23 protein-coding genes are annotated in these 23,903 nt (G+C 62.7%); 18 read left to right on the top strand and 5 right to left on the bottom strand.

The genetic code is table 11. The features are described 5' to 3' along the window. Positions 1-2 precede the first annotated feature (2 nt). Entirely contained in the window at positions 3-719 is a 717-nt protein-coding gene (locus B5T_RS22735) for a hypothetical protein (protein ID WP_014995079.1), read from the top strand. A 70-nt stretch (positions 720-789) separates the two neighbouring features. Here B5T_RS22735 and radC read toward each other — a convergent pair whose 3' ends face one another. From radC to rne, 4 genes are all read right to left on the bottom strand, one after another. Further along, positions 790-1,299, bottom strand: coding sequence for a RadC family protein (radC, locus tag B5T_RS13555; RefSeq protein WP_014995078.1), 510 nt, complete (start codon positions 1,297-1,299; stop codon positions 790-792). Between the two features lie 115 nt (positions 1,300-1,414). Beyond that, positions 1,415-2,698 (bottom strand): PDDEXK nuclease domain-containing protein, encoded by a 1,284-nt coding sequence (locus tag B5T_RS13550; protein WP_051015483.1) that lies wholly within the window; start codon positions 2,696-2,698, stop codon positions 1,415-1,417. Continuing rightward, a complete protein-coding gene (locus B5T_RS13545; RefSeq protein WP_014995076.1) occupies positions 2,695-3,897 on the bottom strand; it encodes a tyrosine-type recombinase/integrase in 1,203 nt (400 codons plus the stop codon). Before B5T_RS13545 ends, B5T_RS13550 begins: the two co-directional genes overlap by 4 nt. A 235-nt stretch (positions 3,898-4,132) precedes the next feature. Further along, complete coding sequence (rne, locus tag B5T_RS13540; protein ID WP_188832204.1) at positions 4,133-7,522, bottom strand: ribonuclease E; 3,390 nt, start codon at positions 7,520-7,522, stop codon at positions 4,133-4,135. An 874-nt stretch (positions 7,523-8,396) separates the two neighbouring features. Here rne and B5T_RS13535 point away from each other — a divergent pair. Genes B5T_RS13535 through sppA form a run of 3 tightly spaced genes read left to right on the top strand, consistent with a single transcriptional unit; the run spans position 8,397 to position 11,037 of the window. Continuing rightward, entirely contained in the window at positions 8,397-9,353 is a 957-nt protein-coding gene (locus B5T_RS13535) for an RluA family pseudouridine synthase (RefSeq protein ID WP_014995074.1), read from the top strand. A 33-nt stretch (positions 9,354-9,386) separates the two neighbouring features. Further along, on the top strand, positions 9,387-10,100 hold the full coding sequence (locus B5T_RS13530; protein WP_014995073.1) for an HAD-IA family hydrolase: 714 nt from the start codon (positions 9,387-9,389) through the stop codon (positions 10,098-10,100). Then, positions 10,060-11,037: a signal peptide peptidase SppA gene (sppA, locus tag B5T_RS13525; RefSeq protein WP_014995072.1), complete on the top strand. Its 978-nt coding sequence runs from the start codon at positions 10,060-10,062 to the stop codon at positions 11,035-11,037. Before B5T_RS13530 ends, sppA begins: the two co-directional genes overlap by 41 nt. A 16-nt stretch (positions 11,038-11,053) precedes the next feature. On the opposite strand, the gene B5T_RS13520 is transcribed toward sppA, so the two are convergent. Then, on the bottom strand, positions 11,054-11,647 hold the full coding sequence (locus B5T_RS13520) for a Maf family protein (protein WP_014995071.1): 594 nt from the start codon (positions 11,645-11,647) through the stop codon (positions 11,054-11,056). A 148-nt stretch (positions 11,648-11,795) separates the two neighbouring features. Between B5T_RS13520 and B5T_RS13515 the strand changes: the two genes are divergently transcribed. The 14 genes from B5T_RS13515 to rmuC all read left to right on the top strand — a co-directional run bounded on the left by B5T_RS13515 (position 11,796) and on the right by rmuC (position 23,729). Further along, positions 11,796-12,326: a YceD family protein gene (locus B5T_RS13515; RefSeq protein ID WP_014995070.1), complete on the top strand. Its 531-nt coding sequence runs from the start codon at positions 11,796-11,798 to the stop codon at positions 12,324-12,326. Between the two features lie 19 nt (positions 12,327-12,345). After that, positions 12,346-12,537 carry a 50S ribosomal protein L32 gene (gene rpmF, locus B5T_RS13510; protein ID WP_014995069.1) on the top strand — a complete coding sequence of 64 codons (192 nt, stop codon included), beginning with the start codon at positions 12,346-12,348 and terminating at the stop codon, positions 12,535-12,537. A 141-nt stretch (positions 12,538-12,678) separates the two neighbouring features. After that, positions 12,679-13,713, top strand: coding sequence for a phosphate acyltransferase PlsX (gene plsX, locus B5T_RS13505; protein ID WP_014995068.1), 1,035 nt, complete (start codon positions 12,679-12,681; stop codon positions 13,711-13,713). Positions 13,714-13,867: 154 nt separating this feature from the next. Beyond that, positions 13,868-14,794 (top strand): ACP S-malonyltransferase, encoded by a 927-nt coding sequence (gene fabD / locus B5T_RS13500; protein WP_014995067.1) that lies wholly within the window; start codon positions 13,868-13,870, stop codon positions 14,792-14,794. Positions 14,795-14,803: 9 nt separating this feature from the next. Then, positions 14,804-15,538, top strand: coding sequence for a 3-oxoacyl-ACP reductase FabG (gene fabG, locus B5T_RS13495; RefSeq protein ID WP_014995066.1), 735 nt, complete (start codon positions 14,804-14,806; stop codon positions 15,536-15,538). A 275-nt stretch (positions 15,539-15,813) separates the two neighbouring features. After that, entirely contained in the window at positions 15,814-16,047 is a 234-nt protein-coding gene (acpP, locus tag B5T_RS13490; protein ID WP_014995065.1) for an acyl carrier protein, read from the top strand. 283 nt (positions 16,048-16,330) lie between these two features. Continuing rightward, positions 16,331-17,569: a beta-ketoacyl-ACP synthase II gene (gene fabF / locus B5T_RS13485; RefSeq protein WP_014995064.1), complete on the top strand. Its 1,239-nt coding sequence runs from the start codon at positions 16,331-16,333 to the stop codon at positions 17,567-17,569. Positions 17,570-17,579: 10 nt separating this feature from the next. Continuing rightward, positions 17,580-18,368 carry an aminodeoxychorismate lyase gene (gene pabC / locus B5T_RS13480; protein ID WP_014995063.1) on the top strand — a complete coding sequence of 263 codons (789 nt, stop codon included), beginning with the start codon at positions 17,580-17,582 and terminating at the stop codon, positions 18,366-18,368. A 67-nt stretch (positions 18,369-18,435) separates the two neighbouring features. Then, on the top strand, positions 18,436-19,494 hold the full coding sequence (gene mltG / locus B5T_RS13475) for an endolytic transglycosylase MltG (RefSeq protein ID WP_014995062.1): 1,059 nt from the start codon (positions 18,436-18,438) through the stop codon (positions 19,492-19,494). After that, entirely contained in the window at positions 19,491-20,117 is a 627-nt protein-coding gene (tmk, locus tag B5T_RS13470; protein ID WP_014995061.1) for a dTMP kinase, read from the top strand. The genes mltG and tmk overlap by 4 nt, the downstream gene beginning before the upstream one ends. Next, entirely contained in the window at positions 20,114-21,124 is a 1,011-nt protein-coding gene (locus tag B5T_RS13465) for a DNA polymerase III subunit delta' (RefSeq protein ID WP_014995060.1), read from the top strand. Before tmk ends, B5T_RS13465 begins: the two co-directional genes overlap by 4 nt. A gap of 58 nt (positions 21,125-21,182) precedes the next feature. Next, entirely contained in the window at positions 21,183-21,530 is a 348-nt protein-coding gene (locus B5T_RS13460) for a PilZ domain-containing protein (protein ID WP_014995059.1), read from the top strand. A 67-nt stretch (positions 21,531-21,597) separates the two neighbouring features. Next, positions 21,598-22,395: a TatD family hydrolase gene (locus B5T_RS13455; RefSeq protein ID WP_014995058.1), complete on the top strand. Its 798-nt coding sequence runs from the start codon at positions 21,598-21,600 to the stop codon at positions 22,393-22,395. Next, positions 22,395-23,729 carry a DNA recombination protein RmuC gene (gene rmuC / locus B5T_RS13450; protein ID WP_014995057.1) on the top strand — a complete coding sequence of 445 codons (1,335 nt, stop codon included), beginning with the start codon at positions 22,395-22,397 and terminating at the stop codon, positions 23,727-23,729. Before B5T_RS13455 ends, rmuC begins: the two co-directional genes overlap by 1 nt. The last annotated feature ends 174 nt before the right edge of the window (positions 23,730-23,903 follow it).

Below are 23,903 nucleotides of genomic sequence, written 5' to 3'. Positions count from 1 at the left end.
CAATGCTTGCGGATGAAATTGGAGGAGAAGCGTATTCAGGAGCACTAGATAGCAACGTCTGCTTGTCTGGTGAATGGTTTGATTCTTTGATTAACTTTATCGAAAATGTTTTGCCAACCTGGCGCGACGACCCCATAAGGCCATGTCAAACTAGTGAAAATAGCTTGACTGCACAACTATGCTCGCGCCTCACGAGTGCAAGTCGGCATACCCCGGGATGGGATTTCCTTCAATTCAAAAGAGAGGAGCCCGATGATACTGATGGGCGTCGTTCAATAGATATTGCTATAGCCCCGGCCGGAACGATGATTTGGATTGAGGGACGCGAATATACGGAATATCAAACTCTGTTGCCAATAGAGTGTAAGCGGCTACCTACTCCGGTGGGCAGTAAGCGCGATGAGCGAGAATACATCTACAGTTGCTTCAGCAGCACTGGAGGAATTCAGCGATTTAAGGCAGGGCATCATGGCGCAGCACATAGCCGAGCAGCAATGATCGGTTATATTCAGGCGGATGATATAGCCACATGGACCAAAAAAATTGATCAATGGATTGATGAATTAGAATCCTCTAAAACTGAGGACTGGTCTCTTGCAGATAAGCTCTCCCTGAGTAGGCACGACATAATGTCCAGAATGGCCTCGTTGCGGTCAATTCATACGCGTCACCAAAACCCGAATAGGATAATAATTGATCATCTCTGGATAGAAATGTGATTGCCATAGCGGCGCAGATTTTCCTACTACTGTAATTGGTTACGACAAAAGGGGCTGAACCCCCTGGAAGTCACAACAGGCCATGTTCGGCGAAGGACGTGGAACTGCTGCCGCCGACAATGACATGATCGAGCACGCGTATATCGACCAACCCCAGCGCTTCCTTAAGCCGCTGCGTCAGCATCTTGTCGGCCTGAGACGGCTCAGGACTCCCGCTCGGATGGTTGTGCGAGAGGATCACCGCCGCCGCATTGAGCCGTAGCGCCTCCTTGACCACTTCACGCGGATACACCGAGGCACTGTCGATGGTGCCGTGGAACATCTCCCGGTACTCGATCAACCGGTGGCGCGTATCCAGAAACAGTATCGCAAAGACTTCATGCTCGAAACCTGCCAGCTTGTTGCGCAGGTACTCTTTGACCAGCACCGGGGAAATGAACTCAGCACCACGTTGCATCTTCAGTTCAATGGCCTGGCGTGCCGCTTCAAGAATTTGATCCACCGATGCCGGCAGGTAGCGCCCCTTGGCGTCACGCACCAGCAAAGCGTCATCGAGCGAGGAAAAAGACAGTTGGGACATGATCGTGCTCCGGTTGCTCGGGCGGAATTGCCCGGAACCGTGGCCAGCACGGCGCAGCGCAAGCAGTCAGGGATCGAAGACGGCCGACAGGCCGCAAGCGTGCGAACACGCGCAGTCATTGACGGCGAGAACGCCGTGATACGGTGAAGGGAACAGCAAGACCGCCTACACCCGCCCACTTCACACAGTCGACTTTCGGGCAAGCGGAGCGCGCAGGCCCGTCAGGGCCGAAGGCGTCAGGGGTCAAAGCCGAATGGCCGCGATTCGACACGAAGCGCGGGGCGCAGCCCGCGAACCCGACGCCGGGACGCCGGGACGCACGGATGGTGCTGTCAGGACTTTCGCCAGGTTCCCGCTGCTCGATCTGCAACCGCGCCCGCTCGGTCGCCTGCTGCAGCTTCTCGCCCAGCACCGCTCGCGGCGGCAAGCTGGTCAGGTACTCGGCGACATGGATGCCTGACTTGTCCAGTTCCAGCAATTCGATCTGTTCGCGCTTCTTGCCGGTGCAAAGGATGATCCCCAGCGGCGAGGCTTCTTCCGGCTCCCGCTCATGCTTGTCCAGCCAGCGCAGGTAAAGCTCCATCTGCCCTTTGTAGGCCGCCTTGAACTCGCCGATCTTCAACTCCACCGCCACCAGCCGCCGCAGCTTGCGGTTGTAGAACAGCAGGTCAAGGTGAAAGTCGTCGTCGTCAATCTGGATGCGTTTCTGCCGCGCGACGAAGCAGAAGCCCGCCCCCAGCTCCAGCAGGAAGGCTTCCATTTCGCGGATGATGGCCGCCTCCAGATCGCTTTCCTGCCAGCTATCCCGCAGCCCCAGGAAGTCGAGGATGTAGGGATCGCGCATGACCAGTGCTGGGGTCATGCGCTTTGCATCGCGCAGGGTCGCCAGTTCCTGCGCGATGGTTTCCTCTGGCTTCTGAGACAGCGCTGTGCGTTCGTACAGCATTGAGTCGATGCGCTCGCGTAGCGTCCGCACGCTCCAGCCCTCGGCACCTGCCATCTGCGCGTAATAGTCCCGCTGGAGCGAATCTTTCAGCGGCAGCAAGGCCACGAAATGCGACCAGCTCAATTGTCGTGACAGCGTCACGACAATTGGCTCTTCGGGGTAAGTGGCCGCGAACTGCACCATCCGGCGCAGGTTCTTGTCCGCGAAACTGCGCCCGTAGTCGCGGACAAGCTGCTCGGCCAGGGATGGCATGATTTCCTCGCCGTACTCGGCCCGCTGCCCGGCCAGCACCTCCGTATGGATACGCTGGCCGATCCTCCAGAACAGCAAGGTCAGTTCGGCATTGACCGCCGAGGCGGCGCGCTGGTGCGATGCCTCGATCAGTGCCCGAATGTCACCCAACAGCGCCTTCGGCTCTGTTGGTGAAGGGTTGGCAACCCTGCGTCTGCTCATGCTGTCACCTCCGCAGGCGATTGCTTAGCGCCGGTGATCGCCTTGCGTCGGCTCGCCACCAACTCAGCGGCCTCCCGCACTGGTTTGTCTTCGGTGTGGACGTAGCGCATGAACATCGCCACGGTCTTGTGCGCCGTCAGCGCCATACCGACCTTCACCGGGATGCCAGAATTGGCAATGTCCGTCGCCGAGCGGTGACGGATACCGTGCGTGCCCACATGCGTCACGCCTGCAGCTTTGAGAGTGCGACTCCAACCGTTGTAATACTCGCCATCGGTCAGATGCCGAGCGGGGTGACGCGGAGACGGTAGTACATGGGGCGTCGTCGCATTGCGAGCCGCCGTCGAAAGAAGCCGATAGGCTTCTTCGCTCATGGGCTTGGACATGCCGCCTGTCTTGCTGTCAGGCCACACCACCCGCCGGTTTTCCAGATCAATCCAATCCCATTGGAGTGAGACGATCTCAGAAAGGCGAGCGGCAAACTCGAATTGCAGGCGGATGGCCAACGGGATCACAGCATGCTCCAGCCCTTCCGCCTCCAACTGGTCAAGGTAGCGAAACAACTTGCCCATTTCCTCGTCGCTGATGAGGTGAGTCGCCTTGCCGTTCGGGTACATGGGTACATGGCGGCATGGATTGGTGCCGTCAGGGCGATAGCCCCATACCTCTGCCAAGTTGAACATCTTGCGCATCACGCTGAACGTGCGGTTCGCATCGGCGGGTTTGTGCGCCATCTTCTTCATCATCGAAGCCACGTCAGGCCGCTTCAAATCCTGTACCTTCATACGGCCAAGCATTGGGATAATGTTGCGATCAATGACGCTCTGATAGCCTTCTTGCGTGCTCGGCTTGTTGCGCTGGCTGGAGTAGTCCTCCATGAACTTGATGCACAGTTCCTTGACCGTGGGTGCCTGACGCGCTGCAGCCTTCTCTGCAGCAGGGTCGCCACCCCGGCGCACTTGCGCCAGCCACTCCTGCGCCAGCGACCGAGCCTGTTCGACGGTCAGTTCCCCGTACAGACCCAAGGCAGGTTTGCGCCGCTCTCCGGCATTCGTGCGGTACTGGAGCATGAACACCTTGCGGCCTGCCGGGGTGATCTTGCACAGGAAGCCAGGAACCAGGGTATCGCGCAGTTCGACTGGCTGCGCTCGGGCTTGTGCCGCATCGACTGCGGACTTGGTGAGTTTGATTTTCGCCATGATGACTCCTCGGAAGACCCGATTTCCAGGAGCCTGTTGGGAGCCAAGCGGGTGGAAGCCGGGTCAAGTTTCAGAAAGCACCGGCATATGATGAATCCGCCTAAGTTATTGATAAACCTGCTGTATCGGGCTGCGGCGTAGTCCAGCGAAGTTCGGTGCTGGAGTCATGGTGAAATAAAAAAAGCCCTCGCCGGTAACCCGGCGAGGGCTTTTTCATGCCTGAAGGATCAGGACATCAGGCGCCGGTGTCGGCGTCCTTGGTGCTGTCCGCCGCGGCGGCCGCCTGCTGCTGTTGCTGACGACGGCGCAGGCGCGGGTCATTGCTGGCCCGGCCCTGCGGAGCGGCGGCCGGCGCTTGAGGCGCGGCTTCGGAGCCGGTGCCTTGGGCGTCGCTCGCCGGTGCCGGCTGTTCCGCGCTGACCGACGGCTTTGCCGCTTCCGCCGGTTTGCTGTCAACTTCCGGCTTGGCGTCGTCCGTGGGGGACGTTGCGGCCGTCGGTTCCGCTTTCGGCTCGGCTTTCTGTTCCGTTTCCGGTTCAACCGTCGGCGCTGCCGGTTTCGGCGGCTCGGCCGGGACCGGCTTGCTGTCCTCGGCTTTTTCCGGCGCTTTCTCCGCGGCCTTGACTGGAGCAGGGGCTGGCTCAACCGCCGGTTGCGGTTCTTCCGCCGCCGGCGCCGCCGGTTTTTCCACTACCGGTTTGGTAACGGGTTCCGGTTGCGTGGCCGGGCCGTCGTTGGTGTGTTCCGGCTCGGACGCTTGCGGCTTGGTCTCGGCCTGGGCCTGGGCCGCGGCCTGGCGGTTACGCTGGCGCGGATCGTTGCCGGCACGCGGTACTGACTGCTCTTCCGCTTCGGCTGCGGCCGCCGGGTTCTCGTCCCGGGCCGGCGCTTCGGCGGCGGGCTTCGGCGCTTCCTGCTTGGTTTCCTGTTCCGGCTGTTGCGGCTTGCTTACCGGCTTGTCGTGTTGCTGCCGGGAGCTGTCCTTTTGTTGCTCCGCCGGAGCGTCTTTGCTGGCATCGCCATCCTGGACAGGTTTGGCCTGAGCCGGATTGGCCTGGGCCGGTGCCTGCTCGGCTTGCGCATTGCCTTCGCCGCCTTCGTGGGCCCCTTCCTGGGCTGGCACCAGCTTGGCCTTGGGCGGACGGCTGTCGCCGCGTTCCTGATCGCGTCCCGGCGTATTGTCCTCACTGGTCATCAACGGTGGTTGAACCGGAGCGCCGCCGTTACCGGCATCCTGCTTGTCGTCCGCTTGGGACTCGCCACGGCCGGCGTTTTGCTGGCGCTGATCATTGCGGCGCTGGCCGTTGTCCCGTTGCGCGGCGGCCTTGTTGCCGTCGTTGCGAGGCTCTTCCTTGCGCTGCTGCTGAGCGTCCTGCTGCGGGGCCTTGCGGTCGTCCTGGCTCTTGCGCGGTCGTTCGCGTTCGCGCAGCGGACGATCATCCTTGGCTTCCTGGCGGCGGTTGGCTTTGGGGCCTTCGCCACGGCGTTCCTGACGGCCCTGGCTTTCATTCGCCTTGGCATCAGTGGCCTTGGTATCGCTGGACTTGGCGTCGCTGGACTTGTTGTCCGTGCTTTTGTTGTCCGAGGAGCGGTCGCCGCCACGGTTGCGACCGCGGCGGTTATTGCCGCCGCCGGCGTTGTCACCGTCGCGACCCTCCGCCTTGTTGCGGTTGCGATTCTGGTTGCCACGGTTACCACGACGGTTATCGTCCTGCTGCTCCGAGTCATCCCGCCGGTTGCGATTATTGCGGTTGTTGCCCCGCTCCGGCTGACGGCGGCCGCGCTCTTTGTCGCGGTTGTCGCGCTGGTCACGGTTTTGCGGAGCGCGCTCCTGCTGGCGGCGTCCGTCTTTCTGGCCGCCCTTGGATTGCTGTTTCTGTTCCTGCCCGGCACCGCCACCGAACACGGCAGCGAACCAGCCCAGCAGTCGGGCGAACAGGCCGGGAGCGCTTTCGGCCGCCGCCGGTGCGGCCGCGGGTGCAGGGGCCGCGGCGGCCGGCTGCGCCTTGGGCGTTGGCGGAGCGGTGTCCGGAGTGATCAGCTTGACCGCCGGCTCCTGGGGTTTCGCCGGGGCTTCCTGGGTATTGGTGACGGGCTCCTCGGCGCTGTTGTCCACCAGTTCCAGCTCGTGGCTGGTCTGCGATTTGACTTGATCGTCGCGGATCCGTTCGACCAGGAAGTGGGGCGTTTCCAGGTTCGGGTTGGGGATCACCACCACCCGGGCGTTGTGCGCGGTTTCGATATCGCGCAGCACGGGGCGTTTTTCGTTGAGCAGGAAGGTGCCCACGGCCACCGGTACCTGGGCCTGGATTTCGCCGGTGCGCTCCTTCATCACCTCTTCTTCGATCAGGCGCAGGATGCTCAGCGCCAGGGACTTCACGTCACGGATATGGCCCTGGCCATTACAGCGCGGGCAAACGATGCTGGAGGTCTCGCCGAGGCTGGGGCGCAGCCGCTGACGGGACAGTTCCAGCAGACCGAAGCGTGAAATACGGCCCAGCTGGATGCGGGCACGGTCCGCTTCCAGGGCGTCGCGCATGCGGTTTTCCACTTCGCGCTGGTTGCGGGCTGGCCCCATATCGATGAAGTCCACCACGATCAGGCCGCCGATATCCCGCAACCGCAGTTGCCGGGCGATCTCGTCGGCGGCTTCCAGGTTGGTTTGCAGGGCGGTTTCCTCGATGTCCGCGCCCTTGGTGGCACGGGAGGAGTTGATGTCGATGGACACCAGCGCTTCGGTGGGATCGATAACGATGGAGCCGCCGGAAGGCAGTTTCACTTCCCGTTCGAACGCGGTCTCGATCTGGGATTCGATCTGGAAACGGGAGAACAGCGGGATCTCCTCGTTATACAGCTTGATCTTGTGCTTGTAGTCGGCCATCACCTGCTGGACGAAGGCCTGGGCTTCCTCGAACACCTTCTCGGAGTCGATTAGCACCTCGCCGATGTCCTTGCGCAGGTAGTCGCGGATGGCGCGGATGATGACATTGGATTCCTGATAGATCAGGAACGGGGCCTTGCGGGACTGCGATGCTTCGGAAATGGAGTCCCACAATTTGAGCAGGTAATCCAGGTCCCACTGCAGTTCCTCGGCGCCACGGCCGAGACCGGCGGTACGCACGATCACGCCCATTTCATCGGGCAGCTTGAGGCTGGCCAGGGCTTCCTTGAGCTGCTGGCGTTCCTCGCCCTCGATACGGCGGGAAATGCCGCCGGCGCGCGGATTGTTGGGCATCAGCACCAGGTAACGGCCGGCCAGGCTGATGAAGGTGGTCAGGGCGGCGCCTTTGTTGCCGCGCTCTTCCTTGTCCACCTGGATGATCACTTCCTGACCTTCCTTGATCACATCCTTTATATTGATGCGACCCTGGATGTCCTTGGGATCCTTGGTGAAGTACTGACGGGAAATTTCCTTCAGCGGCAGAAAACCATGGCGTTCGGCGCCGAAGTCCACGAAAGCGGCTTCAAGAGAGGGTTCAATGCGAGTGATCTTGCCTTTGTAGATATTGGCTTTTTTCTGCTCGCGGGAGCGGTGCTCGATATCCAGGTCATAAAGACGCTGGCCGTCCACCAGGGCCACCCGAACCTCTTCGGGATGGGCGGCGTTGATCAACATACGTTTCATTATGCTACCACGTTGTTTCGTGGCGGCATGCAGCGGGCCGGCTTGGTGCCGGTATCAGACCCTGACCCTGAACGAGGAAAAGCCGCAAAGGCATTAACGTCACGTGTTTACGGCGCTTTGAGGCGCGGAGACGACGATGATGATTCTGCCTGTTCGCTACTCTTTCTCCTCCGGATTTAGGAAGTCGTTCCGTTGGTGTTGCGTCGGGGATGTCATGCCCCGTGGTTGTGCTTCACGCTGTGCCCGGCGCTCGGATTTGCTTGGCGCCGGACCGGGTAAACTTTGGTTTGTCTGTATACCGGTTCTCTGTCTTCAGCCTGGCTGCAGTCCGCCTGTTTAGGTTGTCGGCAACCTGCCGGGCATTGACGCGGCCCGGGAGGTCATGCTGCAGCGTCGCGCTCCGGTGGGAGTTCTCGCGACGTCATCATGGTCGGGCGGGGCGGGCGGTCTTATCTTGACGGCGAATGGTCGCTGCGCGTCGCCGTTGGCCTGCCGCGGCCGACATGAGTCTGTCATCAGCGTTCCGATCGCGCATCGGAGGCCATTTTTTCACGGTAACCGGGCGCAACGAGCGTTTCTGATTGGGTGGGCGGGCACGGGAAGCGGCAAGGATATATGTTTCCGGGGGCGTCCTGACTTGACCCGATAGGGGAGCAGGGCGCCGGCCCGGGCCGCCCGTCATGCTCACGGGACCACCGGCTTCACTGTTCGCGCCCCGCTATCCGTAAATGTGAGTAATGGGCGGACGCAACGATCGTAAAGCTGTTGCCAGACAAGGCACTATAGCAACAAAACCGCAATAAGATCAATCTGATGGCGCTGTGGCCCTGGTCGGGCAATTGACCTGCGCGAGGGCTGAGGTCAGAATCCCCGCATGTCCGAGACCCCCTCCGCCGACCGCGTATCCTTTGTCACCATTGATGAAGGGCGTGACGGTCAACGCCTGGATAATTTCCTCATCACGCACCTCAAGGGCGTGCCCCGTTCCCGTATCTACCGGATCATCCGTTCCGGCGAGGTACGGGTGAACAAAAAGCGCGCCAAGCAGACCACCCGCCTGGCGAATGGCGACATCGTGCGCGTTCCGCCGATCCGCACCGCCGAGTCCGAGGCGCCGCCGAAAGTCAGCGACGCTCTGGCGGAGCGGCTTTCCCGCACCCTTATTTATGAAGACGAGTACCTGTTCATCTTCAACAAGCCGGCGGGACTGGCGGTGCACGGCGGCAGCGGCGTCAGTCTCGGTCTGATCGAGGCGCTGCGGGTGCTCTATCCGGAGGAGCGGGAACTGGAACTGGTGCACCGGCTTGATCGGGATACCAGTGGCTGCATCATGGTGGCGCGCCGGCGCAGTTTTTTGCGCCGATTGCAGCGGTTGATGCAGCAGGGCGGCGTGGAAAAGCGCTACTGGCTGTTATGCCAGGGCTTCAAGGGCAAGGAGCGCCGTATCGAAGCGCCATTGCTCAAGTTGATGCAGGGAAACGAGCGGGTGGTGCGCGTGTCCCGGGAGGGCAAGCCCTCGATCACCGACTTCCGGCTGCTCGAGCGCCTCGGCGGTGTCAGTCTGGTGGAAGCGACTCTGGGCACCGGGCGCACCCACCAGATCCGCGTACACAGTCAGTTCGGTGGCTTCGCGCTGTTGGGGGATGACAAGTACGGCAACGATCAGGGTGATCGCCTGCTTGGGGAACTTGGCGTGCGTCGTTTGTGTCTGCATGCCCATAGCCTGACTTTCCGGCATCCGCTCAGCGAGCAGCGGGTGCGGGTGGAGGCTCCCCTGGACGAGGATTTCGAGTCGATCCTGGCGGCGCTGCGGCGCCGCTCCCGATCCTGATCCTGAAGTAAAGCTACCCGAGGCGCTGGCAACATGAGCTACGATCTGGTGATTTTCGACTGGGACGGCACGGTGATGGATTCCACCGCCCGTATCGTCGCCTGCATGCACGGAGCCGCCCGTGATCTGGATCTGCCGGCGCTGGAAGATGAGCAGGTGCGCGGCATTATCGGCCTCGGCCTGCCGGAAGCGATCCTCACTTTGTACCCCTTTCTGGACGAAGTCATGGTGACCACCATGCGCGAACGGTATGCTCATCATTTCGTATTGGCGGAGCGTTCCCCCAGTGTGCCTTATCCAGGTGCCCGCGATACCTTGCTGGCGCTGCGCGAGCAGGGGCTGCAGCTGGCGGTCGCCACCGGCAAGTCACGCAAGGGGTTGGACCGGGTCTGGACCAACACCGGCCTGGGTGCCTTGTTTCACGCCTCCCGTTGCGCCGATGAAAGCCGCTCCAAGCCGCATCCGGCCATGGTGCTGGAGCTGCTGGAGGAATTGAGAGTGGCGCCGGAGCGGGCGTTGATGGTGGGGGACACCACCTTTGATCTGGATATGGCCGAGGCCGCCGGGGTCGACCGGGTGGCGGTCAGCTATGGCGCCCACACGCCGGAGCGCCTGCGCCAGCGGAGTCCGCGGGCGCTGATCGATGCTTTGCCACAGTTACTGCCCCTGATCGGGGTAGGGGTAACCACGCGAGGAGCAGATGTAGATGGATTCGAATCAACCGCCGTCCCAGCCGCAAGGCAGTAATAAAGAGTGGAAGCTGATCGAGAAGCTGCTGGGACAGGCCCAGGCGGAGCAGCGTAAAAGTCGCCGCTGGGGCATTTTCTTCAAGACGCTGACCTTTATTTACCTGTTTGTCGTGCTGTTCATGTTGATCCCCGGCCGCGACGGCGCTTTGGCCGTTTCCGAGCCCCACGTGGCGGTGGTGGACGTGGACGGCGTCATTAGCGCCGACAGCGAGGCCGCGGCGGACCTGATCAGTGCCGGTCTGCGGGAAGCGTTCGAGGCGGACAACGCCAAGGCGGTGTTGCTGCGCATCAACAGTCCCGGCGGGTCACCGGTGCAATCCAATCAGGTTTACAACGAGATCCGGCGGTTGCGCGAGAAGCATCCGGAGAAGAAAGTCTATGCGGCGATCACCGACACCGGTGCCTCCGGGGCCTACTATATTGCTTCGGCCGCTGATGATATCTACGCCGATCCGGCTAGCATCGTCGGCTCCATCGGCGTGATCATGGCCGGATTCGGCCTGCAGGAAGCGGCGGAGAAGCTGGGCGTGGAGCGCCGTGTCTACACCGCCGGCGAGAACAAGGACCTGATGGATCCGTTCGCGCCGGTCAATCCGGCCCATCGCCAGCACGTGCAGGCGATGCTGGACGAAATTCACCAGCAGTTTATTGCCGCGGTGAAGCAGGGGCGCGGTGACCGCTTGCGGGTGGATGGCCATCCGGAATTGTTCTCCGGTCTGTTCTGGACCGGTGAGCGGGCTCTGGATTTGGGGCTGATCGACGGTCTCAAGAGCCCCGGCCAGGTGGCCCGCGATGTCATCGGAGTTGATAAGCTGGTGAACTACACCTACAGCCCGTCTCCGGTGGAGCAACTGCTGCAGCGCTTCGGCGTTTCCATCGGCAAGGGGCTGGGCAGCAGTCTGGGGCTGGAGCAGTACCTGCCGGATCTGCGTTGATGAGGGACGTCCGGCGTCAGGGCAGGCTGACGCCTTCCGCGGCCAGGAAGTCGGTCAGTAAAATCAACGGCAGCCCTACCAGGGCGTTGGGGTCCCGGCCTTCCAGTGCCTTGAACAGGACGATGCCAAGCCCCTCGGACTTGAAGCTGCCGGCGCAATTGAACGGTTTTTCATTGTCCACGTAGCGACGGATGCGGTCCTGGTCCAGAGTGCGGAAATGCACGGTGAAGTTTTCGCAGCCGCTTTGATGGCGGCCGGTGGCGCTGTTATACAGGCACAGGCCGGTATGAAACACCACGCTGCGGCCACTGGCGTTGGTTAGCTGGGTGATGGCGTTGTCCCGGTCGCCGGGTTTGCCGAGAATGGCGCCATCCAGCACACACACCTGGTCGGAGCCGATGATCAGCGCGTCGGGGTGGTTGGCGGCCAGGGCCCGGGCTTTCAGCCGGGCCAGGCGAAGTACCAGCTCGGTGGCGCTTTCGCCGGGCAGGGCGGATTCGTCGATGTCCGGACTGGCGGCGGTGAAAGGCAGCCCCAGTTTGCCCAGCAGCTCACGGCGAAACGGAGAGGAAGAGGCCAGAATCAGTGTCGGCTGAGTGTCATTCACCATGGTCTCCTCGGTTTTGAAAGCAGCGAGTGTAAAAGAGGTGGGTGTGGCAGTGCACGAAAAATCCAAATTTCTCAGATGGTTAGGTGCCGGCCGCTGGCGTGATTTTCGCTTTGACAGCGCCGCGGCGCGGGCCTAGAATTGCGCGCTTATGTTTTCAGGGCAACTGCCACCGTACCTGGAACCGCGCAAGTTCGCGGACCAGGAGCGCGTCATCGAGGGCGAAGCTCGGGTTGGGGATCTTCCCCGGCTGCGAGAATATCGCGAGAGCCAGGACCAGCCGGTCCGGGTGTCGCTGGCTTTTGGCCGCGACGAGGACGGGCACCGGTGCGTTCGGGGCCAGGTGGAAACCACGTTGGTGTTGATTTGCCAGCGCTGCCTTGAACCCGTGCACCAGCGGATCCTCGCCAATGTGGACCTGACCATGGTCTGGAGCGAGGAGCAGGCAAAGGCATTGCCCGCGCACCTGGATCCTCTGCTGGTCACCGAAGAGCGCCTGCCGTTGGCGGATGTGCTCGAGGAAGAGCTGCTATTGGCAATGCCACTGGTGGCGCTGCATGATCAATGCCCGAATCCGCTGCCGGATACCCGCGACGATGGGGAAGACGGCGAGGGCCGGGACAAAGACAATCCGGATAACCCCTTTGCCGTGCTGGCCCAGCTCAAGGGTCGCCGCAAGTAACACGCCGAGGAGCTCGACAATGGCTGTTCAACAGAATCGCAAAACCCGTTCCAAGCGCGGTATGCGTCGTTCCCACGATGCGCTGTCCGCCGCCACGCTGACCGAAGACAGCAACACCGGTGAAGTGCATCGCCGTCACCACATCTCTCCGGACGGCATGTACCGCGGCCGCCAGGTTCTGCGCACCGCGGACCTGGACGAAGAAGAATAAGTCGAACGGCGCCCGTCACCCGGTTGCATCCGGCGTCTGACGGGCGCCGTTTTTCGTTCTGGGGCACTGGTCTGTGTCCGGCCTTTACCTCGGTCGGATTAGGAGTATTCTGGGTGCCGCCATGCCTCGAAGGAAATGGTCATGTCAGACGTGACTCTGGCGGTGGACGCCATGGGGGGGGATCACGGGGTACCTGTCACCGTTCCCGCCGTCAGCCGTGCGCTTTCCCGTCACTCCAGTCTCCATATCATTCTGGTCGGTAATCCCGACGTTCTGGCGCCGGCGCTGGCCAAGGCCGGTCTCGAGGGCCACGCCCGCGTTTCCATCGAGCCCGCTTCCGAAGTGGTGGCCATGGATGACCCGGTGGCGGTGGCGCTGCGCCAGAAAAAAGATTCCTCCATGCGGGTGGCCATCAATCTGGTCAAGGAAGGCCGTGCCCAGGCCGCGGTCAGCGCCGGCAATACCGGTGCCCTGATGGCGGTCAGCCGCTTCGTACTGAAAACCCTTCCCGGTATCGACCGTCCCGCCATCTGCACCGCCATTCCCTCCGCCAAGGGCCATTGCCACATGCTGGATCTGGGCGCCAATGTGGACTCCCAACCCGAGCATCTGTTGCAGTTCGCGCAAATGGGGCAGGCGGTGGTCCGCGCCGTTGACGGGCTGAGCCAGCCACGGGTGGCGCTGCTCAACATCGGCGAAGAGGACATCAAGGGCAACGAGCAGATCAAGGAGGCCGCCGCCCTGATGCAGGCCGCCGAGGACCTCAACTACGTGGGGTTCGTCGAAGGCAATGGCATCTTCCTCGGTGACGTGGACGTGGTGGTCTGCGATGGCTTCGTCGGTAACGTGTCATTGAAAACCATGGAAGGCGTGGCCACCATGATCGGCGGGATGATCCGTGAGGAGATCGGCCGGTCCTGGTGGCGCAAGCTCAGCGGCCTGTTTTCCCTGCCGGTGTTGAACGGCCTCAAGCGCCGCATGGATCCGGAGCGCTACAATGGCGCCAGTCTGGTGGGGCTTAATGGCGTGGTGGTGAAAAGCCATGGCGGCACCGGCGAAGCCGGCTTTACCAGTGCCCTGGAAGTGGCGCTGCTGGAAGCCCGCCGCAACGTGCCGGCACTGATCCGTGACGCCGTGGCGCCGCTGGTCCAGGCCTCCGAACAGCCCGCATCCTGACGGATGCCGCGCCGACGCCATTCATACTTTGTTGCAGCCCGGAACGGACAAGCCGGGCGGGTAAAGGCATACTGCCGCCAAATCCAATAACCCGACGTCCGGGGCGGGCTCTCGCGGAGTCCCACCGGCCGTCCTTCGCGAATCAGGGAAACGCATGTCAAAAACCGCTTTCGTTTTTCCCGGTCAGGGCTCGCAGAGCCTGGGTATGCTGGCCGATTTCGCCGATCACACCGCCGTGCGCCAGGCCTTCCAGGAAGCTTCCGGCGCCCTCGACATGGACCTCTGGGAACTGGCCCAGAATGGCCCCGAGGCCAACCTCAATCGCACCGAGAATACTCAGCCGTTGTTGCTGACCGCCGGTGTTGCCCTGTGGAAGGAGTGGGAGCAAAGCGGTGGCCCGCGCCCGGCGCTGCTGGCCGGGCACAGCTTGGGTGAATACACCGCGCTGACCTGTGCCGGAGTGATCACCCTGGGTGACGCGGTGCGCCTGGTGCGCACCCGCGGCGAGTTGATGCAACAGGCGGTGGCGGAAGGCGAGGGCGCCATGGCGGCGATCCTCGGTCTGGACGACGATCAGGTGCGCCGGGCCTGTGCCGAGGCCGCTCAAGGCGAAGTGGTGGAGGCGGTCAACCTCAACGCCCCCGGTCAGGTGGTGATCGCCGGCCAGGGTAGCGCCGTGGAGCGCGCCATTGCTGCCTGCAAAGCCGCTGGCGCCAAGCGCGCCATGCCGCTGCCGGTGAGCGTGCCCTCTCACTGTGCGCTGATGAAGCCGGCCGCTGAAGCGCTGGCGGAGCGCCTCGAGCAGGTCCGTTTCCACGCCCCGGAACTGCCGGTGATCAATAACGCGGACGTGGCCCGGGAAACCGACCCGGAGGCGATCCGCAGTGCCCTGATCCGGCAGCTGTACTCCCCGGTGCGCTGGGTGGAAACGGTGCAGGCTCTGGCCGCCGATGGCGTGACCACGCTGTACGAATGCGGCCCCGGCAAGGTACTGTGCGGCCTGACCAAGCGTATTGACCGGGGGTTGGACGCCAAGCCCCTGGAATCCCTGGACGCCTTTCAGGCGGCTTTGAACGGTTGAGGACGCCCCATGAGCGACGAACGTAAAGTGGCCCTGGTCACCGGTGCCAGCCGCGGCATCGGCAAAGCCATCGCCAGGAATCTGGTGGACGCCGGTTTCTTCGTGGTCGGTACCGCCACCAGTGAGAATGGCGCCAAGGCCATTGCCGACACCCTCGCAGAGAACGGTGACGGCGCGGTGCTGAATGTGTCCGATGACGCTTCGGTGGAGACGGCGATCAAGGCCATCGTGGAAAAGCACGGCGCGCCGCTGGTGCTGGTAAACAACGCCGGCATCACCCGTGACAACCTCATGTTGCGGATGAAGAGCGACGAATGGATGGATGTGATCAACACCAACCTCAATTCGCTGTACCGGGTCACCAAGGCTTGCATCAAGGGCATGACCAAGGCCCGCTGGGGCCGGGTGATCAATATCAGTTCCGTGGTGGGAACCATGGGCAACGCCGGCCAGGCCAACTATGCCGCGGCCAAAGGCGGCGTGGAGGGCTTTACCCGGGCTCTTGCCCGCGAGCTGGGCTCGCGTAACATCACGGTGAATTCGGTGGCGCCGGGCTTTATCCAGACCGACATGACCGATGTTCTGCCCGAGGCCCAGCGCGATGCGCTGCTGCGGGAGATCCCCCTGGGCCGCCTCGGCAGTCCCGATGAAGTGGCCAGCGCGGTGGCGTGGCTGGCCGGTGACGGTGGTGGCTATGTAACGGGTACCACGGTCCATGTTAACGGTGGCATGTTCACCGGGTAGGGACAAATCCTCCGGAAACCGCTAAGCTGCCGGTTCCGGTTGGAATGCGCCGGCCTTTCGGGGCTGGTTTATGCAATGGATTCGCCCGGGCCGCTGCTTCAGGGTGGCCCCCGTCGAGATGGCATTTATCGTCTCCACGGTGGGTGGGGTTCAACATATTTGGAAACGTATCCGTGAAAACGGGCACCGGCGGCGGCTTGCAAGCGCAAATCGCGTTCACCTAGAATAGCCGCTCATAGGTGCTTGCACACCATTAATAGGAGAGTAATAGGATCATGAGCAGCATCGAAGAACGGGTCCAGAAGATCATTGTCGAGCAATTGGGCGTTAAGCCGGAAGACGTGAAATCCGAATCTTCCTTCGTGGAAGACCTGGGCGCCGATTCCCTGGACACCGTTGAACTGGTAATGGCCCTCGAGGAAGAATTCGAGACCGAAATCCCCGACGAAGAAGCTGAGAAGATCAGCACCGTACAAGCAGCCGTGGACTACATCAAAGCCCACAGCTGATTTCGGTCGTAACGCTGCGCTAAGGAAAACCGCAGGCTCTGTACGGGCTTGCGGTTTTTTTGTGATCACCCTCCATGGTGATCACCGTCCATGGTGCTCACATTGCGTCTGTTAGCGTTGGAGATATGCAGTCGCGCTGTATTCGCGAGCAGGCTCGCTTCCCACGGAGAGCGCTACGGAGCTGCTGTGGGAGCTGCCCTGGCAGCGAATCGGTACGTTATAATCCGAGGGCGCCGGCGCTGATTGGTCCGGCCCCGGAATCGTCATTTTGGGAGGAATACAGGTGACACGACGTCGAGTAGTGGTAACCGGTCTGGGTATGCTCACGCCCCTGGGCGCCGATGTGAACAGTACCTGGGAGGGCATCAAGGCGGGCCGTAGCGGCATTCGCCCGATTGAGCACTTCGACACCTCGGATTTCTCCACCAAATTCGCCGGCCTGGTACCGGATTTTGAACTGGGTGACTACCTGTCCGCCAAGGAAGGCCGGAAAATGGACCTGTTCGTCCAGTACGGCATGGTGGCGGCGATCCAGGCCATTGGCGATGCCGGCCTGGATATGGACAAGGAAGACGGCGAGCGCATCGGCGCCGCCATCGGTTCCGGTATCGGCGGCCTCACCAATATCGAGGAGAACCACCGCAAGTTACTGGATTCCGGGCCGCGCAAGCTGTCCCCGTTTTTCGTGCCCAGCACCATCATCAATATGATCGCCGGCAACCTGGCCATCATGTACGGCTTCAAGGGCCCGAACTTCGCCACCGTATCCGCCTGCACCACCGGCACCCATAACATCGGTTTCGCCGCCCAGCAGATTCAGTTGGGTCTCGCCGACGTGATGATCGCCGGCGGCGCGGAAAAAGGCTCCACGCCGCTGGGCATGGGCGGTTTTGCCGCGGCGCGGGCGCTGTCTTCCCGCAACGACGATCCCCAGGCGGCCAGCCGGCCCTGGGACCGCGAGCGTGACGGCTTCGTGCTTGGCGACGGCGCCGGTGCCGTGGTGCTGGAAGAATACGAACGGGCCAAGGCCCGGGGTGCCACTATTTACGCCGAACTGGTCGGCTACGGTATGAGCGATGACGCCTACCACATGACCGCGCCTTCCGAGAACGGCGCCGGCGCCGCGTTGTCCATGCGTAACGCCCTGCGTGACGCGGGGATGGACGCCGGTGAAGTGGATTACATCAATGCCCATGCCACCTCCACCAAACTGGGCGACCTGGCCGAACTGAACGCGGTGAAGCAGGCGTTTGGCGAGCACGCCGACAAGCTGGCGGTGAGCTCCACCAAGTCCATGATCGGTCACCTTCTGGGCGCCGCCGGTGCCGTGGAAGCGATCATTTGTCTGCTGGCCATGCGTGACAAGGTGGCTCCGCCGACCATCAACCTGGACGACGCGGATGAGGGCTGCGACCTGAACCTGGTGCCCAATCAGGCCCAGGATCGCCAGATGGACGTGACCTTGTCCAACTCCTTCGGTTTCGGCGGCACCAACGCCACCCTGCTGTTCCGCCGCGTTTGAGCGGAGCGTCATGCTGTCCCGCAGTGACCGTGGTCTGGCCTACGGGGATGGTCTGTTCGAAACCCTGAGGGTTGGCGCGGACGGCCGGGTGCCATTATGGCCCCGGCACCGGGCGAGAATGCTGGCCGGCGCCCGCCGGCTGGCGATTCCGCTGGCGGCGGAAAGTCTGGAACGGACTCTGGCGGCGCAACTGCGTGATCACGACGCGGAGGCCGGCGTGGTCAAACTGGTGTTGACCCGTGGCAGCGGCGGCCGTGGTTATTTGCCGCCGGAGACGCCTGAACCCACCCTGTTTGGCCAATGGTTCCCGCTGACGGAGGAACCGCGCGATCATCTCCGGCACGGGGTCGAAATCGGTCTCTGCGATACCGTGCTGCCGGACGATCCTTTTGCCGGACTCAAGCATCTCAACCGCTTGCCACAAGTGGCGGCGCGCGCCGAGGCCGGCCGCCATGGCTGGCGCGAGGGACTGTTGCTGGACCGTCACCGGTGTCCGCTGGAAGCCACTTCGATGAATCTGTTCGCCGTGTTCGGCAACCTGCTGTGGACGCCCTCCCTGGAGCGCGCCGGAGTCGCCGGTGTGGCACGCGACTGGCTGCTCGACGTCGCCCGCGATCAGGGCTGGTCGGTTGAGGTGAGGGCGAGGCCCCTGTCACATCTGCGCCGGGCGGATGGCATTTTTCTTACCAACAGTATTGTCGGCCTGTTGCCGGTGCGTAAACTGGCGCAGTGGGTGTGGCCGATGAACCCCCATGTTCTACGGTGGCAACAGCTCTGGCGGGCGCAGTTCAACGACTGAGCGCGCGCATAACCCCGATCCCTCTCCGTGGCCAGGGATCGTCAATACAGGCATTGAAATTCAATCCATGCGTCGAAAAATACGAGTTTTTGCTCTGCTACTGGTGTTCGTCATCGTGGCGATTCCGCTGGCGGGCTTTTGGGTAAGTGGCTATTTGCATCGACCCTTGCCGGTGACCGAGGCCCGCCTGGTGCAGGTGCCGGCCGGCACCGGTTTCAGCCATCTGATGAGCAGGCTGCAAGGGGAAGGTCTGCTGGGCGGTGAGCCGGAGTCCACGCTGCGGCGGGTGGCGGGACGTCTTTACAGCCGTTTCACCGGTGTCGAAGGGCGCATGCATGTGGGGGAATATCAATTGTTCCCTGGGGACTCTCTGTTGACGCTGCTGGAGCGTATCGACCGGGGGGAGGTGATGCAGCGCAGTGTCACCCTGGTGGAGGGCTGGACCTTTCGCCAGTTTCGCGCCCGTTTGTCCGAGCTGGAAGGGCTCACCGTCACGCTGGACGGCGTGGACGACCAGGACGTGATGGCACGGCTGGGGATGCCGGATACCCATCCCGAAGGCTGGTTCGCCCCGGACACCTATTTCTACACCGCCGGTACCAGCGACATGGAATTGCTGCGCCGGGCCCTGGAGCGTCAACGCAAGATACTGGACGAAGCCTGGCTCGGCCGTGATGATAAGCTGCCCTATGACGACCCTTACCAGGCATTGATCATGGCCTCTATCGTGGAACGGGAAACCGGTGTAGCCAAGGAACGCGGCCAGATCGCCGGTGTGTTCGTCAATCGTTTGCGCCTGGGAATGCGGCTGCAAACCGACCCCACCGTGATCTATGGCATGGGCGAGCGCTACGCCGGCCGCATTGGCCGGGCTGATTTGCGTGAACCCACCCCTTACAACACCTATGTGATCACCGGATTGCCGCCGACGCCCATCGCCATGCCTGGCCGCGATGCCATTTTCGCCGCCGTGCATCCGCAACAGACCAAGGCGTTGTACTTCGTCGCCCGTGGCGACGGCAGCCACACCTTCTCCAATACGCTGGCGGAGCACCGGCGCGCGGTACGCCAATACCAGCTCAACCGGCGTGATGATTACCGCTCAAGCCCGGGAGCGGCACCGTGAGCGGCCGCTTCATCACGCTTGAGGGCGGTGAGGGCGCCGGCAAAAGCGTCAACCTGGAATGGGTGGCTGAACGCCTGCGTCAGCGCGGCAAGACGGTGCGTGTCACCCGGGAGCCCGGCGGCACCGAACTGGCGGAGCGCATCCGTCAGGTGCTGCTGGCGCCCAGCGAGGAGCCGATGGCCGATACCACCGAATTGCTGTTGGTGTTCGCCGCCCGTGCCCAGCACCTGGACGCTCTGATCCGGCCCGCCCTGGCCCGTGGCGAATGGGTGTTGTGCGATCGTTTCATGGACGCCACCTGGGCTTACCAGGGCGCCGGGCGTGGCCTGGACCACGATGCCATTGCCATCCTTGAACGGCTGGTGCTGGCCGGGGTGGCGCCGGATTACACCCTGCTGTTCGACGTGCCGGTGGAAGTGGGGCTGGCCCGCGCCGGCAAACGGGGAGAGCTGGATCGCATCGAGCAGGAGAGCCGTGACTTTTTCCAGCGGGTGCGTGACTGCTATTTGCAGCGGGCCCGCAATGAACCCGGCCGATTCGTGCAGGTGGACGCCACCCGGCCGCTGGAGCAGGTGCGCCAGCGCCTGGGCGCCTGGGTGGACGCGATTACGGAGGAGGCATGAGCAAAGCGCCGGTACAGGTACCCTGTCCCTGGCATCAGGAGGAGATGGCGCGGCTGCTGGATCAGCACCAGCGTGAGCGTTTACCCCATGCCCTGTTGCTGGCCGGTCCCGAAGGCATCGGCAAATACCGGCTGGCGCAGTCGTTGATGCAGACGCTGTTGTGCCGGCAACCCAGCGCCGGCGTGGCCTGTGGCCAGTGCGAGGCGTGCCATCTGAGTACCGCCGGTACCCACCCGGACATGCACGTGCTGACACCGGAAGGAGGCAGCCGCGCGATCAAGATCGATCAGGTGCGGCGCCTGGTGGAGTTCTGCTCCCGCACCGCCCAGTTCGGCGGCGGGCGGCTGGCGCTGTTGTCCCCGGCGGAAGCGCTCAACCGCAGTGCGCAGAACGCGCTGCTCAAGACTCTGGAAGAGCCGGGACCGGGCATGACCCTGATTCTGGTCAGCCATCAGCCCAGCCTGCTGCTGCCCACCGTGCGCAGCCGTTGCCAGCAACGGTTGTTGCCGGTGCCCGCCGCCGATCAGGCGCTCTCCTGGTTGACGCCACAGGTCGGGGAGGTGGCACCGGCATTACTGGACGCGGCCCAGGGCGCGCCTTTGAAAGCGCTGGTGCTGCAGGACGCGGACTGGTTCAGTGATCGCCGTCGTCTCGCCGAGCAGGTATTGCGAGTGGCCCAGGGGCGTCTGTCTCCGGCCCAGGGGGCGCAGGCCCTGGCGGCGTTCGAGCCGGACACCATGGCGCGGATATTGTATGGTTGGTTGGCCCGGGCGACGCGGTTGGCGGCGCTTGGGGGCGCGGCCATACCCGCCGGCGAAGGCGATGCGCAACTGGAGCCGCTGCTGCGGCAGCTGGCCGATACCGTTCCGGTGGCGCGGTTGATGCGCGCCACCCAACGGATTCAGGAAGGCCGCCGGCAGATCCTGGCCGGCGCCAACCCGAACAAGGAATTGCTCATGGAGCAATGGATGCTGGTGCTGGTGGGCGTGGACGCCGCCTTGCAGTAATCGCCCACGGAATTGGCATGCACAACAATCACAAGCAGTACCGCGACAGGGGGGTGGCATGAAGATGCCGGGGGGCCGTAGTGGCATTCTTTCACTGAGTATCAAGGACAAGGCGGCGCTGTACGCCGCTTACATGCCGTTTATCGGCAACGGCGGTTTGTTCGTGCCGACCGAGAAAGCCTATCAACTGGGGGAGGAGATCTTTCTCCTGCTCAGCATCATGGATGAGCCGGAGAAAATACCGGTTGCCGGCCGGGTGGTCTGGATCACGCCACGAGGCGCCCAGGGCAACCGCAGTGCCGGCATTGGCGTGCAGTTCTCCGACCAGGACGATACCGCCCGGCGCACCATAGAAAATCACCTCGCCGGCTCGCTGCAATCGGACCGGCCCACGCATACGATGTAGCGCCTGTCGTCCGGCACCCGGGATCCCGTTTCATGTAGAATGCCCGCAGTTCAATACGGAGTGTTTCATGTCTACGGAGACCCTTGATCTGGTGGACTCCCATTGCCACCTGGACCGCCTCAATCTGGACGCCTACCAAGGTGATTTTCAGGCCCTCATGGCCGCCACCCGCGCCGACGGCGTGGGCACCATGCTGTGCATCGGTGTCGATCTGGAGACCTTTCCACGGGTGCGGGAGATGGCTGAAACCCAGCCGGAGGTGTTCGCCACCGTCGGTGTGCACCCGCTCTACAAGGACGTGCATGAACCGGACGCGGCGGAACTGATCGGCCTGGCGGACCATCCCAGGGTGGTGGGCATCGGCGAAACCGGTCTGGACTACTTCTACGCCAAGGAGCAACGGGAGTGGCAGCAAAAGCGTTTCGTTGAGCATATCCGCGCCGCCCGCGACACCGGTCTGCCGCTGGTGGTACACACCCGCGGCGCCAAGGACGATACCCTGGCGCTGCTGCGCGAGCATGGGGAAGGGCGGGTGCGGGGCGTCCTGCACTGCTTCACCGAGGACCGCGACATGGCGGAGCAGGCCATCGAGCTGGGTTTTTACATCTCCATTTCCGGTATCGTCACTTTCCGCAACGCGGAAGCGCTGCGTGAAACCGTCGCCGCGTTGCCGGTGGAACGTTTGCTGATCGAGACCGACGCTCCCTGGCTGGCGCCGGTACCCTACCGGGGCAAGCCCAACGAACCCCGCTTCGTCGCCAAAGTGGCGGAGTGCGTGGCGCAACTGAAAGGGCTGCCGGTGGCGGAGCTGGCCCGCATTACCCGCAATAACTTCTTCCAGCTGTTCAATAAGGCGGTACCGTGATGACGGCGATGTTTGGGTGGTGGCTGGCGGCCGCCGCCGTGGCCGCGGCGGTGATCGCCGCGCTGCTGGTCTGGCTGCCGATGCGGCGGCGCCGTGCCCTGTTGGAACAGGAAGCGGAGCGGTTGGCGCTGCGGATCCAGGCACTGGAGCAGGAGCGTGACGAGCAACGCCAGCACTTGGAGCAGCAAGGTCAACAATGGCGCCAGGCGGAGGAGAAGCTGTCCGTGGCCCGCGCCGAGCAGGCCCGTCTGGAGGAGCGTTTGTCCGGCCAGCAGGACAAGCTGCGCTTCGCCGAGGAGAGCCGGGAGCAGCTGCGCAAGGAATTCGAATTGCTGGCCGCGCGCATCTTCGAGCAGCGCAGCCGTCAGTTCGAGGAGAAAAACCGCGAAGGCATCCATACTCTGCTGCAGCCGTTCCGTGAGCAGCTGACCGAATTCCGTCGCCGCGTTGACCAGATCCACGGTGATGATGCCCGTGCCCAGGCGGCGCTGACCGAGCAGCTCCAGCATCTCAAAAGTCTCAATCAGCAAATGCATCAGGACGCCCGGAATCTGACCGACGCCCTGCGCGGCCAGGTGAAGACCCAGGGCAACTGGGGCGAGATGATTCTGGAGCGGGTGCTGGAAAGCTCCGGCTTGACCAAAGGACGGGAATACGACACCCAGGTGGCGTTGCGTGGCGAGGATGGCGGCCGGCGACTGCCGGACGCCATCGTCCATCTGCCCGAGGGCAAGGACGTGGTGATCGACGCCAAGGTCTCCCTGGTGGCCTATGAGCGCTTCACCAGCGCCGAGGACGAGGAGGAACGCCGCCAGGCCCGCGATCAGCACCTGCAATCCGTGCGCGCCCATATCAAGGGGCTGGACATCAAGGATTACAGCCGTCTGGACGGGATTCGCAGTCTCGATTTCGTGTTGCTGTTTATCCCGGTGGAGGGGGCCTTCATGACCGCCATGGAAGCGGAGCCGGGGCTCTATACCGAAGCCTACGAGCGCAACATCGTGCTGGTCAGTCCCACCACCTTGCTGGTGACCCTGCGTACTATTCAGAACATCTGGCGGTACGAGTATCAGAATCGTAATGCCCTGGACATCGCCGACCGCGCCGGCCGTATCTGTGATCAGGTATCCCTGATCAGCGAATCCCTGGAGGATGTGGGAGACAAGCTCGGCAAGGCGCAACAGGCCTGGGAAACGTCCTACAAGCGGCTCACGGAAGGGCGTGGCAACCTGCTGGGGCAGGCCCATAAGTTGCGGGATCTGGGGGCCAAGGCCCGGCGCAATCTGCCGCCTCCGGTGGAGGATGACGGAGACGAGGGCATCAGCGACCAGTAAGCCACTTTTTATAGTGCTATAAATTGTAGATAAAAAACTTAAATAGGCGCCTATCGTGTGGTTAATCTGCACGAAATGGCGCCTTTTTATTGTTTTTGCACATGCCTTTTTGTGATGCGCGTCACAGTGATATATCCTTAAATAAATACTAGGTAGAATTTCTCATTAATCTGG

Origin of the sequence: Alloalcanivorax dieselolei B5 (assembly GCF_000300005.1) — a bacterium.
GTDB lineage: Bacteria > Pseudomonadota > Gammaproteobacteria > Pseudomonadales > Alcanivoracaceae > Alloalcanivorax > Alloalcanivorax dieselolei.
This window is presented reverse-complemented; position numbering and strand designations above follow the sequence as displayed.

Bases quoted from the DNA above. Each gene is read 5' to 3' on its own strand.
- B5T_RS22735 (WP_014995079.1), top strand. From the start codon at position 3: ATGCTTGCGGATGAAATTGGAGGAGAAGCGTATTCAGGAGCACTAGAT.
- radC (WP_014995078.1), bottom strand. From the start codon at position 1,299: ATGTCCCAACTGTCTTTTTCCTCGCTCGATGACGCTTTGCTGGTGCGT.
- B5T_RS13550 (WP_051015483.1), bottom strand. From the start codon at position 2,698: ATGAGCAGACGCAGGGTTGCCAACCCTTCACCAACAGAGCCGAAGGCG.
- B5T_RS13545 (WP_014995076.1), bottom strand. From the start codon at position 3,897: ATGGCGAAAATCAAACTCACCAAGTCCGCAGTCGATGCGGCACAAGCC.
- rne (WP_188832204.1), bottom strand. From the start codon at position 7,522: ATGAAACGTATGTTGATCAACGCCGCCCATCCCGAAGAGGTTCGGGTG.
- B5T_RS13535 (WP_014995074.1), top strand. From the start codon at position 8,397: ATGTCCGAGACCCCCTCCGCCGACCGCGTATCCTTTGTCACCATTGAT.
- B5T_RS13530 (WP_014995073.1), top strand. From the start codon at position 9,387: ATGAGCTACGATCTGGTGATTTTCGACTGGGACGGCACGGTGATGGAT.
- sppA (WP_014995072.1), top strand. From the start codon at position 10,060: ATGGATTCGAATCAACCGCCGTCCCAGCCGCAAGGCAGTAATAAAGAG.
- B5T_RS13520 (WP_014995071.1), bottom strand. From the start codon at position 11,647: ATGGTGAATGACACTCAGCCGACACTGATTCTGGCCTCTTCCTCTCCG.
- B5T_RS13515 (WP_014995070.1), top strand. From the start codon at position 11,796: ATGTTTTCAGGGCAACTGCCACCGTACCTGGAACCGCGCAAGTTCGCG.
- rpmF (WP_014995069.1), top strand. From the start codon at position 12,346: ATGGCTGTTCAACAGAATCGCAAAACCCGTTCCAAGCGCGGTATGCGT.
- plsX (WP_014995068.1), top strand. From the start codon at position 12,679: ATGTCAGACGTGACTCTGGCGGTGGACGCCATGGGGGGGGATCACGGG.
- fabD (WP_014995067.1), top strand. From the start codon at position 13,868: ATGTCAAAAACCGCTTTCGTTTTTCCCGGTCAGGGCTCGCAGAGCCTG.
- fabG (WP_014995066.1), top strand. From the start codon at position 14,804: ATGAGCGACGAACGTAAAGTGGCCCTGGTCACCGGTGCCAGCCGCGGC.
- acpP (WP_014995065.1), top strand. From the start codon at position 15,814: ATGAGCAGCATCGAAGAACGGGTCCAGAAGATCATTGTCGAGCAATTG.
- pabC (WP_014995063.1), top strand. From the start codon at position 17,580: ATGCTGTCCCGCAGTGACCGTGGTCTGGCCTACGGGGATGGTCTGTTC.
- mltG (WP_014995062.1), top strand. From the start codon at position 18,436: ATGCGTCGAAAAATACGAGTTTTTGCTCTGCTACTGGTGTTCGTCATC.
- B5T_RS13465 (WP_014995060.1), top strand. From the start codon at position 20,114: ATGAGCAAAGCGCCGGTACAGGTACCCTGTCCCTGGCATCAGGAGGAG.
- B5T_RS13460 (WP_014995059.1), top strand. From the start codon at position 21,183: ATGAAGATGCCGGGGGGCCGTAGTGGCATTCTTTCACTGAGTATCAAG.
- B5T_RS13455 (WP_014995058.1), top strand. From the start codon at position 21,598: ATGTCTACGGAGACCCTTGATCTGGTGGACTCCCATTGCCACCTGGAC.
- rmuC (WP_014995057.1), top strand. From the start codon at position 22,395: ATGACGGCGATGTTTGGGTGGTGGCTGGCGGCCGCCGCCGTGGCCGCG.